This window comes from Larkinella soli (genome assembly GCF_003703975.1).
Lineage (GTDB): Bacteria > Bacteroidota > Bacteroidia > Cytophagales > Spirosomataceae > Larkinella > Larkinella soli.
This window is the reverse complement of the sequence record NZ_QTJY01000001.1, coordinates 195,728-212,203: the sequence shown is the minus strand read 5'-3', so window position 1 is coordinate 212,203 and position 16,476 is coordinate 195,728. Positions and strand designations below refer to the sequence as shown.

The window sequence follows — 16,476 nt, the reverse complement described above, 5'->3', positions numbered from 1 at the left end:
CATCAATCTACGGGAAATGGAATGGAACGACTGATCGACCTGAGTCATGTCATCGAATCCGGGATGATTACCTACAAGGGGCTTCCCGCACCGCTTATCTGCGATTTTCTGAGCCGGGAAGCGTCGCGTGCGATTTATGAGGAAGGTACTGAGTTTCAGATCGGCCGGATCGAGATGGTTTCCAATACCGGCACCTACATCGACTGCCCGTTCCACCGGTATGAAGACGGAAACGACCTCGCCGACACCCCGCTTTCGGCCTTCGTCGATCTGGAAGGCATCCGGATCGATGCCCGGAGCATACAGGCCATCGATGAGACGTTTTTTCAGGGCCGGGACCTCGCCGGAAAAGCCGTGCTGGTATTCACCGACTGGTCGCGGCACTGGCGGACGGACACTTACTTTGAAAACCACCCTTTCCTGACGGCCGGTGCCGCGGACCTGCTGGCCCGTTCGGGCGTCCGGCTGGTCGGCATCGACAGCCACAATATCGATGACACGCGGCCACGGTCCCGGCCCGTGCATTCCATCCTGCTGAAACAGGAAATCCTGATTGTCGAACACTTGACGAACTTGGGCCGCCTTCCGGAATCCGGTTTTCTTTTTACGGCGGTTCCTCCCAAATTCAAGGGAGTCGGGACGTTTCCGGTGCGGGCATTCGCCCGGCTGGGTTGAACCGGTTTTTTTCTTTACGCAAAACGAAACGGCTGTGCCCAAATCGCTTTCCCTTCGCTCCGGTCTTGGCAGTATTCTGTTCTGGTCGGTCATTTCGGCGGCTTTCATTGGTCCCGGTTCGGTGACGGCCTGTGCGATGGCCGGCGCTCAGTATGGGCTCAACCTGCTCTGGGTGCTGACCTTTGCGACCCTCGGCACGGTCTGGCTCCAGGAAGCTGCCGCCCGGATTACCATTGCCACCGGCCGCGACCTGGGCCAGACCATTGCCCTGGCCAACCGGCACCGGGGAAAAACGATACCGGCCCTGCTGTTCTCGGCGGTAACGTTCGGCTGTGCCGCCTACCAGGCCGGGAATATACTCGGGGCGGTGTCCGGCCTGGCCCTGCTGACGGGCTGGCCGGTGAAGGGGTTAACGGCCGGCGTCGGGCTGGTGTGCGCCGTTATGCTGGCGGTCGGCTCCACCCGCTGGATCGCCCATTTTCTCGGGCTGATCGTGTTTGCCATGGGCGGGGCGTTCGTGTATGTCGCCTATGTTGCTTCGCCCCCGGCCATTGAAATGACCAGAGCCCTCCTGATTCCTGCCTTTCCGGGAGGTTCGCTGCTTCTGATCAACGGGTTGATCGGAACGACGATCGTGCCTTACAACCTTTTCTTCGGTTCCGGGATCACGGAAGGACAAACCCTGCCCGAAATGCGGCTGGGAATCTGGGTGGCCGTTTTACTCGGCGGCCTGATTTCGGTGGCGCTGCTGGTGGCCGGTCTGTTGATCGAAGATGATTTTTCTTTTCGGAACATGGCCGGCGTGATGCAGCAGCAGATTGGTTCCTGGGGGGCCTGGCTGTTTGCCTTTGGGCTGTTTGCCGCCGGTTTCGCGTCTTCCCTCACCGCTCCGCTGGCAGCTTCGGTCACCGGGCAGAGCCTGCTGGGCTGGAAGACCGGTTCCTGGCGATACCGGGCCATCTGGGCGGGGGTGCTGGGGGTCGGATTACTGTTCGGGCTGTCGGATTTCAACCCGGTGACGATCATCGTGCTGGTCCAGGCCATCAATGGGATTCTGCTGCCGGTGGTGACGATTTTTCTGTTCCTGGCCGTGAATGACCGGAAGCTGATGCCGCAGGAATACCGGAATACGCTCGCCCAGAATCTGGCCCTGCTGCTGGTGGTTCTGGTGACGCTGGTGTTTGGGGGCTGGAACCTCTGGCTGGCCGGGCAGAATTTATGGAAAAGATAAGTATCTTCGTAACAATCAGATTTCACACCGATGAAAACCGGAAAAACTACCCTCCATTTGCTGGTCTGGCTGCTTCTCCTGGCCGGTTCCGGCGGCTGTACGCGCAGCATCCTGCAGGTGCGGCCTGTCTCCGGCGAGGTGGCCTGGATCGACGGCCGGCCGACCACCAGAACCGAGCAGGACAGCCTGGGCCTCGTGGCCTCCTTCGAGCGGCTGGATATGCAGTATCTGGCTCTGGACATTGAAATCAAGAACCGCAGCGGCCATGCCATCGAAGTCAACCCGACCGATTTCCGGTATGTAGCCCTCAACGCCGACCGGGACACCGTGTATCGGGTGCTTTCCGCCGGCTCGTCTTACCCGCTGGTCTATTCGGCCGCCGATCCGGCCCTGGAAGGTGACCGGGTGGTTACGAACCAGGAGCGGGAGGTCAAACGGCTGAAACGGGCCAAAGTGATCAATACCGTGCTGATGGTGGCCGTCATTGCCAGCGATGTGGCATCGACCGCTTCCAGCCGCAATCGTAGCCCGGAGCGCTGGGTGCAGAACCGCGTGACCCACGACAACCTTTACACGGCCATTCAGGCCAAGCGCCTGATCGATCACGGCACCTTCGCCGACCGGATGCAGCGCTACGATTATGAATCCTACCGCTGGAAGGAACTGGCCCTGAAACGGACGACGGTCGAGGCCGGGCAGTCGGTACGCGGTCTGGTCTACCTGCCTTACAACCGGGAAATTTCCTACCTCCTCGTAGGGTACACCCGCCCGGAGCTCCAGCCCGTCACGGTCACCTTCCGGCAGGAGTGGGTGAAGGAGCGGAGTCGGAAAACTGCTTCGAATTGAATACGGTGACCTGGCTTAAATAATTCAGCAGGATTTTGGCCGGCTTCCCGGTTTTTGACCGATTTTCGGCTTAATTTAGGGCTTCAGGTTAGCGAAGAACCGGCGATCCCATGCAATTTTCCCACCTCCATTGTCATACCCAGTACTCCCTGCTCGACGGGCAGGCGGAGATTAAAAAGCTCGTTAAAAAGGCGGTAGCCGACAATATGCCGGCGGTGGCCATCACCGACCACGGCAATATGTTCGGGGTGTTCGAGTTTGTGGCCGAGGCCGCCAAACAGGGTGTCAAACCGATTGTCGGCTGCGAGTTCTACGTGGTCGAAGATCATACCAAAAAGCAGTTCACCAAAGAACAGAAGGACGTCCGCTACCACCAGCTCCTGCTGGCGAAAAACCCGACCGGCTACCGAAACCTGATCAAACTCTGCTCCCTGGGGTACATGGAGGGGTTGTACGGGAAATACCCCCGGATCACCAAAGCCCTGATCGACCAGTACAAGGAAGGACTGATCGCTTCGACCTGCTGCATCGGGGCGATGGTCCCGAAAACCATCCTGAAAAAAGGGGAGGAAGAAGGGGAAAAGGAGTTCAGATGGTGGCTCGACCGCTTCGGAGAAGATTATTACGTCGAACTTCAGCGCCACGACATTCCCGAACAGCTTCGGGTCAACGAGGTGCTGGTGAAGTTGGCCCGGAAGTACAACGTGAAGATCATTGCCTCCAACGACTCGCATTACGTGGATCGGGAGGATTGGGTGGCGCACGATATTCTGCTGTGCGTCAACACGAACGAAAAGCTGAGTACGCCCTCCGAAAAGGAATTCAACGATGAGGAAGGGGCCAAAAGAGGAACCCGCTTCGCGTTTTATAACGACCAGTTCTACTTCAAGAATACCGAGGAAATGTCGACGCTCTTCAGCGACCTGCCGGAAGCGATCGACAACACCAACGAAATCGTCGGTAAGGTAGAAACGCTGAAACTGAAGCGCGACATCCTTCTTCCGAACTACGTCATCCCGGACGGCTTTGCCACCCAGGACGACTACCTTGAATTCCTGACTTTCGACGGCGCCCGGCAACGCTACCGGGTCCTGACGCCGGAAATCGACGAGCGCCTTAAATTTGAACTCGGCGTTATCCGTCAGATGGGTTTCGCCGGGTATTTCCTCATCGTTTCGGATTTTATCCGGGCAGGCCGGGATCTCGGCGTCATGGTCGGGCCGGGCCGGGGTTCGGCGGCCGGTTCGGCCGTGGCCTACTGCATCGGCATCACCAACATCGACCCGATCAAATACAACCTTCTGTTCGAGCGTTTCCTGAACCCCGACCGGAAATCCATGCCGGATATCGATACCGACTTCGACGACGAAGGCCGTCAGAAGGTGATCGATTATGTGGTGCAGAAATACGGTAAACAGCAGGTGGCCCAGATCGTGACCTACGGTACGATGGCGGCCAAGTCGGCCATCAAGGACGTGGCGCGGGTGATGGAGCTGCCGCTTCCGGATTCCAACGCACTGGCCAAGCTGGTGCCGGACAAGCCGACCTACAACATGACGCTGAAGAAGATTTTCGAGGATCCGATCGATTCGCTGGCGCAGATGATCCAGCCCGAGGAGGTCGAGAACGTCAGGAAAATGCGTCAGATCGAAGCCGGCAACGACCTGCAGGCCAAGGTGTTGAAACAGGCCCGGAAGCTGGAGGGCAACATCCGGAATACAGGCATCCACGCAGCCGGGATCATCATCGCACCCGAAGACCTGTCGAACATCGTGCCGGTCTCCACCTCCCGCGAAACCGACCTTATCATCACCCAGTACGAGGGCAAGGTCATCGAGGACGCCGGGGTCATCAAGATGGACTTCCTGGGGTTACGAAACCTGACCATCATCAAGGAGTGTCTGCGGCTGATCAAGCAGAACCACGACGTGGAAATCGACATCGACGCCATCCCGCTGGACGATGTGGAAACGTATAAACTGTTTCAGCGGGGGGAGACGAACGCCATCTTCCAGTTCGAATCCGACGGGATGAAGAAGTACATGAAGGACCTCAAACCCGACCGTTTCGAGGACCTGATCGCCATGAACGCCCTCTACCGTCCCGGCCCGATCGCCTACATTCCGAACTTCATCAACCGGAAACACGGCCGCGAAGAGGTAAAGTACGACCTCCCGGAAATGGAGGAATTCCTCGGCGATACCTACGGGATTACCGTTTACCAGGAACAGGTCATGCTGCTTTCCCAAAAACTGGCCAACTTCACCAAAGGGGACGCCGACGTGCTTCGGAAGGCGATGGGGAAGAAGGACCGGGTGACGCTCGACAAGATGAAGTCAAAGTTCATGGAAGGCTGCGGAAAGAACGGCCTGAGCCTGAAAACCTGCGAAAAGGTCTGGACCGACTGGGAGGCCTTCGCGTCCTATGCCTTCAACAAGTCGCACTCGACCTGCTACGCCTTTGTGGCCTACCAGACGGCCTACCTGAAGGCCCACTATAAAAGTGAATATATGGCGGCCGTTCTGACGAGCTGCCTCGGCAACATTGAAAAAATCACTTTCTTTCTGGAGGAATGTAAGAACATAGGTATCCCGGTTCTGGGTCCGAACGTGAACGAATCCGAACGGTTTTTCGGGGTTAACCAGAAGGGTGAAATCCGCTTTGGTCTTGGCGGGATCAAGGGCGCGGGGGACGCGGCCGTCGAGTCGATCATCGACGAACGCAAGGCCGGCGGGGCCTATAAGGACATTTTCGATTTCGTAACCCGGATCAACCTCCGGACCGTCAACAAGAAAACGCTGGAAAGCCTTGCCTACGCCGGGGCCTTCGACAGTTTTGAGGAGTATCACCGGGCCCAGTATTTTGAGGTGCCGGCCGGTGAGAACGGAACCTTCATCGAAAAGCTGACCCGGTTTGCCAACAACTACCACGCCGAGAAATCGGCCGCCCAGCAGTCGCTGTTCGGCGGGCTGGGCGGGGAGCCGTCGACCCCGCGCCCGAAACCGCCGGGCGTGGAACCCTGGGGCGAAATTATCAAACTCAAATATGAGAAGGACGTGGTCGGTTTTTACATTACCGGACACCCACTCGACGAGTTCCGGATTGAGCTGGAAAGTTTCTGTACCTGCACGCTCGAAAAGGTTTATGATGATGCGAACAAAGGACGGGAAATTACCGTCGGCGGTATTGTAACCAGCAAACAGCTCCGGCAGTCGAAAAACGGCAATCCGTTCGTGATCTTCAAACTGGAAGACTATAACGGTTCGGTCGAAATGAGCCTGTTCGGGGAAGATTACGTCCGGATGGGCAATTACATCGAAGAAGGGCACTTCCTCCACGTCAAGGGCAAGGTCCAGAATCGCTGGAACTCGGACGCCTTCGAATTTCGTCCCAACTTTATTCAGCTCCTCACGGAGGTGCGGCAGAAATACAGTAAGGAACTCTGTATTCAGCTGGACCTGAAGAGGATCAATAATGAATTTGTCGCCAAAATCACCGACCTCGTCCGGAATTATCCGGGGCAGTGCAACCTGGTTCTGAGCGTGGCGGATGCCGAAGAACGGGTAGAAGTCAGCATGTTATCCCGACCGTTCAAAATTGCACCGGTCAATGAACTGCTGAGGGCGCTGGATGCGATGGACGGTGTCGGTTACAGGCTCAATTAAGTGATGAACTTTTTCCCATGCGAAAACATTGTACGTACAGATAAGTTAAACTGTACACAAATCATAATACAATCATGGCAAAAGCGATAGAAATAACCGACGCTAACTTCGCGGAAGTAATCAATTCCGATAAACCGGTTCTGGTCGATTTCTGGGCCGAATGGTGCGGACCCTGTAAGATGATCGGCCCGGTTGTCGAACAACTGGCGAATGAATATGAGGGGAAGGCAGTGGTAGCGAAAATGGACGTCGACATGAATGCCCGCGTACCGGCGCAGTTCGGTATCCGCAGCATCCCGACGTTGATGGTATTCAAAAACGGTCAGCTGGTCGATAAGGTAATCGGTGCGGTTCCGAAAGCCGTTCTGGAACAGAAATTAGTTGCGCAACTGTAATCGACCGCGCAATTCTACATAGAATATAAGCCGGATTGCCGTCCGAAAATTTGCCTTTCGGATTGGCGCAATCCCCCCGTCATAATGTCGCTTTTACACGCTATATAAGTGTGAGGGCGACATTATCTTTGTTATACCGTCTGCCGGGAAAAGCAGTCCCTGAACGATTTCAGAGGGCGCTCGGCAAACGGATTTCATAAACAACAAAGCAGGGAAATCATGCAGAAAATCACTCCATTCCTCTGGTTCGACGGGAAAGTCGAGGAGGCCGCCCGTTTTTACACGTCCATCTTCCCCCATTCGGAAATCAAAAACCTGACCCGGGCTCCCGAAGGCATTCCTGTCCCGGCCGGCGAGGTGATGTCGGCGACCTTCGTCCTGGAAGGGCAGGAGTTTATGGCCCTGAACGGAGGCCCGCAGTTCCAATTCAACGAATCGGTTTCGTTTTTCATCCGATGCGAAACCCAGGAAGAAATCGACCGGTATTGGGAAGCGCTGTCGGAAGGCGGGCAGCCGGGCCGCTGCGGCTGGCTCAAAGACCGGTATGGTCTTTCCTGGCAGGTGGTTCCGACCGCCCTCGATGAAATGCTGAAGGCCGGCGATCCCGAAAAATCGAAGCGGGTGATGCAGGCCCTCATGCAGATGGATAAACTCGATATGGCCGGACTTGAAGAAGCCTATCATCTGGAAGCGGCCCGTTGAGGCAATTCGTAATTATCCCTTTCTAAAACAACCGTAGGCCGGATCATCTTGTCCTGTGTCGTCTTTTGGGTTAACTTACGATTTTACCTGATCGCCCCGACGCACATGACAAGAGTTCCGGCCTTCCTGTTATTTCTCCTGACCGTTGTTCCGGCCCTGTCCCAGCCCTTCCGTCCGGCCGAGGTTGGCCGTTGGCAGGAGCAGGCTAAAAAAGTAACTATTATCCGCGACAACTGGGGCGTTCCGCACATTTATGGGAAAACCGATGCGGATGTGGTGTTCGGGTTACTTTACAGCCAGTGTGAGGACGACTTCGCCCGGGTGGAAGCCAACTATATCGATGCCGTCGGCCGGATGGCGGAAGTAGAAGGGGAGAGTGCCCTGTACCACGATCTGCGGGCGCGGCTGTTTCTGGATTCCGCCGAGGCCGTTTCACTGTATAGGAAAAGCCCCTCCTGGCTGCGGAAGCTGCTCGATGCCTTCGCCGACGGGGCCAATTTCTACCTCGCCACCCATCCTCAGGTGAAACCCAGGCTCCTGACCCGGTTTCAGCCCTGGATGCCGCTGATGTTCAGCGAAGGCAGCATAGGGGGCAACATCAGCGCCGTTTCGACCGAGCGCCTGAAGGCGTTTTACACCCATACCAGATGGACCTCCGTCGTTCCGGACTTCGATCAGTTCGAGCGGGAACCGGTCGGCTCGAACGGCTTTGCCGTGGCTCCGTCCAAAAGCGCGACCGGCCATCCGCTGCTGCTGATCAATCCACATACCTCCTTTTATTTCCGGTCCGAAGTTCATCTGGTCAGTGAGCAGGGCCTGAATGCCTATGGGGCCGTTACCTGGGGGCAGTTCTTTGTCTATCAGGGCTTTAACGAAAATTGCGGCTGGATGCATACCTCCAGCAATGCCGACACGATGGACGAATTTCTGGAAACCATCGAGAAAAAGGACGGCAAGTATTTTTATCGGTACGGCAATGAATGGCGTCCGGTAACGACCGAAACCGTTACCCTGCCGTTTAAGGAGGGCAACGAGGTTAAACGGAAAGAATTCACCCTGTTCCGGACCCATCACGGGCCTGTTGCCGGGCTGGAAGGCGACCGGTGGGTGAGCATCGGCATGATGAATGACCCGATCCATGCCCTGGAGCAATCCTACCTCCGCACCAAATCCACCGATTATGCCTCTTACCGCAAGGTGATGAAACTGAACGGAAATTCGTCCAATAATACGGTTTTCGCCGATCGAAAAGGCATTGCCTACTGGCACGGGAACTTCATGCCAAAACGGGATCCGGCTTTCGACTGGAACAACCCGGTGGACGGCAGCAACCCCAGAACCGACTGGAAAGGGCTTCATGGGATCGACGAGGTCGTGCAGGTCCATAACCCGGCCGTCGGCTGGATACAGAACTGCAATTCCACGCCCTTCACGGTGTCGGGCCCCGACAGCCCGGACCCGAAAAGGTACCCTTCCTACATGGCACCCGATGCGGAGAATTACCGGGGCATCAATGCCGTCCGGGTCCTGAGCCGAAAGTCGGTTTTTACCCTGGACACCCTGATCGCGGCAGCGAACGACCCCTATCTGGCCGCTTTCGATGACCTACTTCCCGGCCTGATTTCGGCCTATGAGGAGCAATCGGCAAAGGTGGGAACGCAACCTGAGGCCGTTGCGGAAGCCGTCGGCTTGCTGAAATCCTGGAACCGACACTATGGCGTCAATTCCATCCCGACGACGCTGGCGATTTATTGGGCGGAGCAGCTTTACCGATTGGCCCGAACGCGCACCCCGAAAGGTCAGCGGTTCAATCAACTGACCTTCAATGCGTTTGCCATAAAGGCTACCACTGCCCAGGAGAAGCTCACTGCCCTGGCCGAAGCCCAGGAACAACTAATCCGGGATTTCGGGACCTGGAAAACGCCCTGGGGAGAAATCAATCGTTTCCAGCGGCTGACCGGAGAAATTGACCAGAAATTTGACGACAGCCGGCCGAGTCTGCCGGTCGGGTTTACGCCCTCGGTTTGGGGCTCGCTGGCGGCTTTTGGTACGAATCCGGATTCCGGGACCAAAAAACGGTACGGGGTCGTAGGCAACAGTTTCGTGGCCGTCGTGGAGTTCGGAAAACGCGTGAAAGCCCGGACCGTCATGACCGGAGGGCAGAGCAGTGACCCGACTTCCCCTCATTTTACCGATCAGGCTCCGCTCTATACCATCGGCCGGTTCAAGGATGTTCATTTTTATCCGGAGGAGGTGAAAAGTCACGCGGAACGTACCTACCATCCGGGCAACCGGTGAGCGCCCGGGTCAGTCCGGATCACCGGCGGTTTCCCGGCGCATCGAATTAAAAACCATTCGGATATCGGTATAGGAGACGGAATCTCCCAGTGCCATTTTTGTTTCGGTCAGGGTCTGGTCCTGGTGGGTTTCGAGGTAGGCACGGATGGTTTCGACTTTGTCGGTCGGGAGCACGTCTTCCACGTCGAGATCGCCGAGGGAAATATGCTGGGCCAGATGGCCCTCCACGGTAGCCACGGAAATGCCGCGGCCCGCCGAAATGTCCCGAATCGTCTTGCCCTCCCGGAACATTGCCAGCGAGACGGCCGAACTTGCCGTTTTTTTATCCTTCCGAATCTCCGGTGCCGGAGGTTCCCTGACCACCTGATGCTCTTCGCAGTGCGCCCGGATCAGGGCCAGCACCTCATCGCCGATTTGCTTGACCTTCGTTTTCCCGAAGCCCTTGACATTGAGGAGCTCCTCCCGGGTGGTTGGCAGCGTCTCGACCAGTTCGAGGATGGTTTTGCGGGATAGGACCAGGTAGCCGGCCACATCGTGTTCCCCGGCCAGGTTATCGCGCCAGCGGGTCAGGGCCGTGTAAAGTTTCCGGCCCGGCGATCCGCCGGAAGGAGAGGGGTCGGACGGTTTCAGTCGGAGCGCCTTTTGCCGGGAAGACTGGAAATTCAGTTCAGCCAGATTCCGGGCCTTGAGGTAGGCGAGGGCCACAAACCCTTTCCGGGTGACCTCAAAACACTCCAGTTTGGCGGAAAGCTCTTTTTCCAGTTCATCGAGGGCTTCCACCATCGACTCCCGGACTTTTCGGTTATCGCAGTCGGTCGGGAGATTCTGGAGGGGCGGAAGCAGCTCTTCGCTGAGGAAGGCACGAAAATAGTCGGAGGCCTTACAGATGCGCTCCTGCAGCGGGCCGATTTCCTCCGGTAGCCGGTCTGCCGAAAAGTAACGGGGGAACTGTCCGCGGAAACGATTCCCCACCTGCCGGGCCTTTTCATCCAGGATTCTCCCCAGGTTTTCCAGCGCAGGCCCGGTTTCTTCCGGAAAACTTCCGAGGTGTTCCCCGACGATCTTCCGGCAGCGGGACAGCAGACCATCGGCCCGCTCGAAGGAAAATAGTTCGTTCAGCAGTTTTTCCTGATTGGCCCGTTTACCTTCCCATAAATCCGTCAGGGTGGGAATCTGGCGCTGGACTTCGTCGTGAAATACCTCCAGCGTGGCTTCCGTTTTGATGCTATGGGAAGGAATCGGCGCTCGTAATACCATGCCTTCCAGGCTTTTGCAGCGGCTGAGGGCCACATATACCTGGCCGTGGGCAAAGGCCGCGGACGCGTCGATGATCGCTTTTTCGAAGGTAAGTCCCTGGCTTTTGTGAATGGTGATGGCCCAGGCGAGTTTTAGCGGATACTGGATAAACTTCCCGATCGTTTCGGCCGTAATTTCCTTGGTGGCCGGATCGAGGCTATACCGGATGTTGCTCCATTCTACCGGCGTCACGGCGATTTCCTCCCCGTCCGACGCACTTCGGACAAAGATGGTTTCTTCATGAATATCGGAGATCTGCCCGATTTTGCCGTTGAAGTAGGCCTTTTCAATGGATATATCGTTCTTGATGAACATGACCTGTGCCCCGATTTTCAGCTCCAGCGTCGCTTCGGTCGGGTAGGCGTGGGCCGGAAAATCACCTTCAATCCGGGCCTCGAAAGTTTTCACCGGCGCTTTGAGCGCTTCGAGTTTCTGGCTGTTGATCTGCTGGGCCGCCTGGTTGTGGGTCGAAAGGGTAATGTACCCTTCTTTGTCGGAGGGGGAAAAGTCGGGGATGTGCCGCCGGTTCAGTTCGTCGAGCTGGGCCCGCGTGACTTTCTTCTCCCGGATGCTGTTCAGGATCGCGATAAACCGCTCGTCCGACTGGCGGTAAATCTGCGTCAGTTCAATCGATACGTAGGGCGTTTTCTGCAGGGCTTTACTGCCGAAAAAGTAACCCGTCTCATAATACGGTTCCAGCAAGGCCCATTCCTCATCCCGGATTACCGGCGGCAACTGCTGCATGTCGCCGATCATCAGTAGCTGAACCCCGCCGAACGGTTCGGTATGGTTCCGGTAACGTCGCAGGACCTCGTCGATGCCGTCCAGCACATCCGCCCGAACCATACTGATTTCGTCGATGATGAGCAGGTCGAGGGTGCGGAGCAGGCTGATTTTCTCCCGGTTAAACTTCCGGGATTCGCGGTTCAGAAACCCAGGCGTCAGGGGGCCGAAGGGCAGCTGGAAGAGAGAGTGAATGGTAACTCCCCCGGCATTGATGGCCGCCACCCCCGTCGGGGCAACCACCGCCATTCGCTTGGAGGAAATCTGTTTGACGGATTGCAGAAACGTGGTTTTTCCGGTACCGGCTTTGCCCGTCAGAAAAACGTTCCGGTTCGTATGCAGGATAAAATCGTTAGCCAGCCGAAGCTTTTCGTTACCAAAAATTGACATGGATTACTAACTAATTGACTTTTTCAAAAAGCCGGGAAACACCGTCATCCAGGTGGGGTCGGTTTTTCGGATTTAACCTTTAAGGTACGAAAATTTTAGCTAACTTTAGACATCAGATGATATGACGACTAAAGATACCACCCTGCTCAAACGGCACAGCCTGGCCGATGCCGTGGTCGATGAGCTTCAGCAAAGGATTACTTCGGGGCAATACCGGATCGGCGAAAAACTTCCCACCGAGCCGGAATTGATGCAGCAGTTCGGCGTAGGCCGGTCGACGATTCGTGAAGCGATCCGCATCCTGTCCAATTCGGGCCTGATCCGGGTTCAGCAGGGGCTGGGAACCTTCGTGGAGCTGCAGCAGAGCCTCACCGCCCCCTTTCACCACAGCCTCCAGCGGGCCGAGGGCGACGATCTCAACGAAGTCCGGCAGCTGCTCGAACTGAAAATCGCCGAGAAAGCCGCCATCAACCGGACGCAGGACGACATCGATCGCATGACCCGGTTTCTGGAGAAACGCCACGAAGCCGCCCTGAAAAACAAACCGGTCGAGTGCATCGAAGCCGACATCGAATTTCATATCAGCCTGGCCAATGCGGCCAAGAACGACATTCTCGCCGAGCTGTACCGCATTATTGCCAATAAGATGAAGAAATCGTTCATCGAAGTCTTTATTACCACCGAAACCCTGCTGAGTAAACAGGACCTGCATTCGGCTTTGCTACAGAGTATCGTGGAGAAAGACCCGAAAAAGGCCTGGTACTGGGCGGCCCGCATCACCGGGCAGATCCGCTGAAAGGATCGCCGAATTCATCAGATGATATGACGTTTTTAGGAATTTATTGAGTTTAGCCAGTACACGTTATGAATCTTATCCGAGCAGCCCTCCGCAAGCCCATTACCGTTCTGGTGCTGGTAGCCGGTCTGTTTTACTTTGGAGTAGATGCGGTTCGAAACATCAAGATCGACATTTTTCCTGATCTCGACTTGCCGGTCATTTACATTTCCCACCCCTACGGCGGGTTCACTCCCGACCAGATGGAATCCTTTTTCGGAAAACAGTACGTCAACCTGTTGTTGTACGTTTCCGGAGTCAAGAGCATAGAAACCCGTAATATTCAGGGGCTTACGCTGATAAAACTGACGTTCTACCAGGGGACGAACATGGCCCAGGCCGCGGCCGAAGTAACCGGTTATACCAACCGGGCGCAGGCCATTTTTCCGCCCGGGTCACAACCCCCGTTCCTGCTGCGGTTCGATGCATCGACCCTCCCCGTCGGCCAGTTGATTCTGAGTAGTCCGACCCGGACCAACAATGAGTTGCAGGATCTGGCCAACGTGTATGTCCGGGCGGGATTCAGTTCCATTCCGGGGCTGGTGGCTCCTGCGCCCTTTGGCGGAAACTCCCGAACCATCGTCATCAAAGCCGACCCGGCCCTGCTCCGCTCCCATAACCTGACCCCCGACCAACTGGTGGCGGCCCTTCGGATCAATAACCAGGCCACCCCGGCCGGTAACGTCCGCATCGGTGACCTCAACTATTATGCGCCGGCCAACACGACCATCCGAACCGTTCAGGATTTCGAAAATATTCCGCTGTTTTCCAACAGCGTTCAGAACCTGTACCTGCGTGACGTGGCTACGGTAGAAGACGGTGCCGACATCACTTCCGGGTATGTGCTGGTCAACGGAAAACGGTCGGTTTACCTGCCGATCACCAAGTCGGCCGACGCGTCGACCTGGGAGGTAGTTCAGAATCTGAAAGAGGCCCTGCCCCGGTTCCAGGCGCTGCTGCCCGAGGACGTCAAACTTACCTACTCCTTCGACCAGTCGGTTTACGTCATCAACTCGGTCAAAAGTCTCCTGACCGAGGGGGCGATCGGGGCCGTCCTGACGGGGCTGATGGTCCTGCTCTTTCTGGGCGACGTCCGGGGGGCTCTCATCGTCATCATCACCATTCCGATCTGTATCATTTCCGGGGTGCTGTTCCTTTCGCTTTTCAATCAAACCATCAACATCATGACTCTCAGCGGGTTGTCGCTGGCGATCGGGATCCTGGTGGATGAGTCGACGGTAACCATCGAAAATATCCACCAGCATCTGGACATGGGAAAACCGAAGGCGCTGGCGATCTGGGACGCCTGTAAGGAAATCGCCTTCTCCAAGCTGCTGATTCTTTTCTGTATTCTGGCCGTATTTGCCCCGGCTTTCACGATGAAAGGCATACCGGGTGCGCTGTTTCTGCCGCTGGCGCTCGCGATCGGCTTTTCCATGGTAACTTCCTACCTGATGGCCCAGACCCTGGTGCCCGTCCTGGCCAACTGGCTGATGAAGGAACACCATGCCCGGTCCAACGGAAAAGCCGGGAAGGAGGAAGCCGTCAACGGCAGGGCGTTCGAGGCCGATGCGGCATTTATTGCCGGAGAAAAAGATACCTGGGATCAGAAAAAGATTCTGGCCGAACGAGACGATTTTAATAACGATGGAAAAATCAGCCTCTTCGAACGGGTTCGGATCCGGTTTGTGCGGTTCCTGAACCGATGCCTGCCGTTCCGGAAACCCATCACGATCGTGTATGCCGTCGGTACGCTGGCCGTTGCGGCCTGGTTCCTGAGCGCCATCGGCCGCGACGTGCTGCCCCGGGTAACCGCCGGCCAGTTTCAGGTTCGGCTTCGCGCTCCGGACGGTACGCGGCTGGAAAAAACGGAGTCCATCATGCTTCAGGCGCTGCATGAACTCTATAAGCTGACCGGCCGGGACAATATCGAAATCACGTCGGCTATGGTCGGGATGCACGGTTCCCAGTTTTCCACCAGCCCGATCTACCTCTTCATGGCCGGCCCCCAGGAGGGGGTGCTTCAGGTCAGTCTGAAGGAGGATTATGAGGTGGACATGGATAAACTGAAAGACCGGTTCCGGGGCCGCATCCGGAAAGCCCTCCCCAACGTGAAGGTGTCTTTCGAACCCATCGAGCTGACCGACAAAATTCTAAGCCAGGGTTCTCCGACGCCCATCGAGGTAAAAGTGATCGGAAAAAACAAAGCCCAGAATGCGGAATTCGCCTATAAGGTGATCGACAAGTTAAAGCAGATTCCGTATCTGCGGGATGTTCAGATCGGGCAGGCCATCAAGTATCCGGCCATTTCGGTGAACATCGACCGGCAGCGGGCCGCCCAGCTTGGAACGGACATTGCCGCCATTTCCCGCTCCCTGACGGCGTCGACCTCCTCCTCCCGGTTTACGGAGAAAAGTGTCTGGATCGACCCCAAAACCGGCCAGAGCTACAGTGTTCAGGTGCAGGTTCCGGAGAACAAGATGACCAGCATCAACTCGCTGGGCGAAATCCCCATTCTTCCCAATTCGAACCGGCCGGTGCTGAGCGACGTTGCGACCATCACCCAAACGGTCACCAACGGCGAAAACGACAATATCGGGGCCGTTCCTGTGCTGTCGGTTACGGCCAACCTGAACAACGTGGACCTCGGCACGGCAGCCGGAGACGTCGACCGGGCGATTGCCTCGCTCGGTGAGCTTCCCCGCGGTCTGACCATCGAAACCCGGGGGCTGACCCAGGTCCTGACCGAAACGCTGGAAAGTTTACAGGGCGGGCTGGTGACGGCCATCCTGGTCATCTTCCTGATGCTGGCGGCTAATTTTCAGTCCTTTAAAGTATCCCTGGTGGTTCTCTGTACGGTTCCGGCGGTTATCGTCGGTTCGCTGTCGCTGCTGCTCCTGACGGGTTCGACGCTGAACCTTCAGTCGTACATGGGCATGATCATGTCCGTTGGGGTTTCCATCTCGAATGCGGTGCTGCTGGTCACTAATGCGGAGCATCTGCGGATGCACAACGGTAACGCCGTCCTGTCGGCGAAAGAGTCGGCTTCCCTGCGCCTGCGGCCCATTCTGATGACGAGTCTGGCGATGGTGGTCGGGATGGTCCCGATGGCTTCCGGGCTGGGCGAAGGCGGTTCCCAGGTGGCTCCGCTGGGGCGGGCCGTGATCGGCGGGCTGATCGCTTCCACCTTTGCGGCCCTGTTCATTCTGCCGCTGGTATTTGCCTGGGTTCAGGGCAAAACTTCGACGCAGTCCGTTTCCCTCGATCCTGAAGACAAAGAAAGTAAACATTATATTCCCTCCCTGTATGAATCAGCCCGATCATAGACGGTTTGCCGGTTTGCCGGTTTTGTTAGGTAGT

The 16,476-nt window shown here is 56.7% G+C and carries 10 protein-coding genes; 9 read left to right on the top strand and 1 reads right to left on the bottom strand.

Annotated features, from left to right (window positions below):
• Nucleotides 1-21: 21 nt before the first annotated feature.
• From DX909_RS02780 to DX909_RS02750, 7 genes are all read left to right on the top strand, one after another.
• Nucleotides 22-675: a cyclase family protein gene (locus tag DX909_RS02780; RefSeq protein WP_128543525.1), complete on the top strand. Its 654-nt coding sequence runs from the start codon at nucleotides 22-24 to the stop codon at nucleotides 673-675.
• A gap of 34 nt (nucleotides 676-709) precedes the next feature.
• The gene (locus tag DX909_RS02775; protein ID WP_229310920.1) at nucleotides 710-1,906 is read left to right on the top strand and encodes an NRAMP family divalent metal transporter; all 1,197 of its coding nucleotides are present in this window, start codon (nucleotides 710-712) and stop codon (nucleotides 1,904-1,906) included.
• Nucleotides 1,907-1,936: 30 nt separating this feature from the next.
• On the top strand, nucleotides 1,937-2,752 hold the full coding sequence (locus tag DX909_RS02770; RefSeq protein WP_128543524.1) for a hypothetical protein: 816 nt from the start codon (nucleotides 1,937-1,939) through the stop codon (nucleotides 2,750-2,752).
• 110 nt (nucleotides 2,753-2,862) lie between these two features.
• Complete coding sequence (gene dnaE / locus DX909_RS02765) at nucleotides 2,863-6,417, top strand: DNA polymerase III subunit alpha (RefSeq protein ID WP_128543523.1); 3,555 nt, start codon at nucleotides 2,863-2,865, stop codon at nucleotides 6,415-6,417.
• Nucleotides 6,418-6,491: 74 nt separating this feature from the next.
• Nucleotides 6,492-6,812 carry a thioredoxin gene (trxA, locus tag DX909_RS02760; RefSeq protein ID WP_128543522.1) on the top strand — a complete coding sequence of 107 codons (321 nt, stop codon included), beginning with the start codon at nucleotides 6,492-6,494 and terminating at the stop codon, nucleotides 6,810-6,812.
• A gap of 219 nt (nucleotides 6,813-7,031) precedes the next feature.
• Complete coding sequence (locus tag DX909_RS02755) at nucleotides 7,032-7,514, top strand: VOC family protein (protein WP_128543521.1); 483 nt, start codon at nucleotides 7,032-7,034, stop codon at nucleotides 7,512-7,514.
• Between the two features lie 105 nt (nucleotides 7,515-7,619).
• Nucleotides 7,620-9,812, top strand: coding sequence for a penicillin acylase family protein (locus tag DX909_RS02750; RefSeq protein WP_128543520.1), 2,193 nt, complete (start codon nucleotides 7,620-7,622; stop codon nucleotides 9,810-9,812).
• A gap of 9 nt (nucleotides 9,813-9,821) precedes the next feature.
• Here DX909_RS02750 and DX909_RS02745 read toward each other — a convergent pair whose 3' ends face one another.
• Nucleotides 9,822-12,281 carry a helix-turn-helix domain-containing protein gene (locus DX909_RS02745; protein ID WP_128543519.1) on the bottom strand — a complete coding sequence of 820 codons (2,460 nt, stop codon included), beginning with the start codon at nucleotides 12,279-12,281 and terminating at the stop codon, nucleotides 9,822-9,824.
• A 121-nt stretch (nucleotides 12,282-12,402) separates the two neighbouring features.
• On the opposite strand from DX909_RS02745, the gene DX909_RS02740 reads away from it, so the two are divergent.
• Both DX909_RS02740 and DX909_RS02735 read left to right on the top strand, forming a co-directional pair.
• Nucleotides 12,403-13,077, top strand: coding sequence for a FadR/GntR family transcriptional regulator (locus DX909_RS02740; RefSeq protein ID WP_128543518.1), 675 nt, complete (start codon nucleotides 12,403-12,405; stop codon nucleotides 13,075-13,077).
• Between the two features lie 68 nt (nucleotides 13,078-13,145).
• Complete coding sequence (locus DX909_RS02735; RefSeq protein ID WP_128543517.1) at nucleotides 13,146-16,442, top strand: efflux RND transporter permease subunit; 3,297 nt, start codon at nucleotides 13,146-13,148, stop codon at nucleotides 16,440-16,442.
• Nucleotides 16,443-16,476 lie beyond the last annotated feature (34 nt).

Bases quoted from the DNA above. Each gene is read 5' to 3' on its own strand.
- DX909_RS02780 (WP_128543525.1), top strand. From the start codon at position 22: ATGGAACGACTGATCGACCTGAGTCATGTCATCGAATCCGGGATGATT.
- DX909_RS02770 (WP_128543524.1), top strand. From the start codon at position 1,937: ATGAAAACCGGAAAAACTACCCTCCATTTGCTGGTCTGGCTGCTTCTC.
- dnaE (WP_128543523.1), top strand. From the start codon at position 2,863: ATGCAATTTTCCCACCTCCATTGTCATACCCAGTACTCCCTGCTCGAC.
- trxA (WP_128543522.1), top strand. From the start codon at position 6,492: ATGGCAAAAGCGATAGAAATAACCGACGCTAACTTCGCGGAAGTAATC.
- DX909_RS02755 (WP_128543521.1), top strand. From the start codon at position 7,032: ATGCAGAAAATCACTCCATTCCTCTGGTTCGACGGGAAAGTCGAGGAG.
- DX909_RS02750 (WP_128543520.1), top strand. From the start codon at position 7,620: ATGACAAGAGTTCCGGCCTTCCTGTTATTTCTCCTGACCGTTGTTCCG.
- DX909_RS02745 (WP_128543519.1), bottom strand. From the start codon at position 12,281: ATGTCAATTTTTGGTAACGAAAAGCTTCGGCTGGCTAACGATTTTATC.
- DX909_RS02740 (WP_128543518.1), top strand. From the start codon at position 12,403: ATGACGACTAAAGATACCACCCTGCTCAAACGGCACAGCCTGGCCGAT.
- DX909_RS02735 (WP_128543517.1), top strand. From the start codon at position 13,146: ATGAATCTTATCCGAGCAGCCCTCCGCAAGCCCATTACCGTTCTGGTG.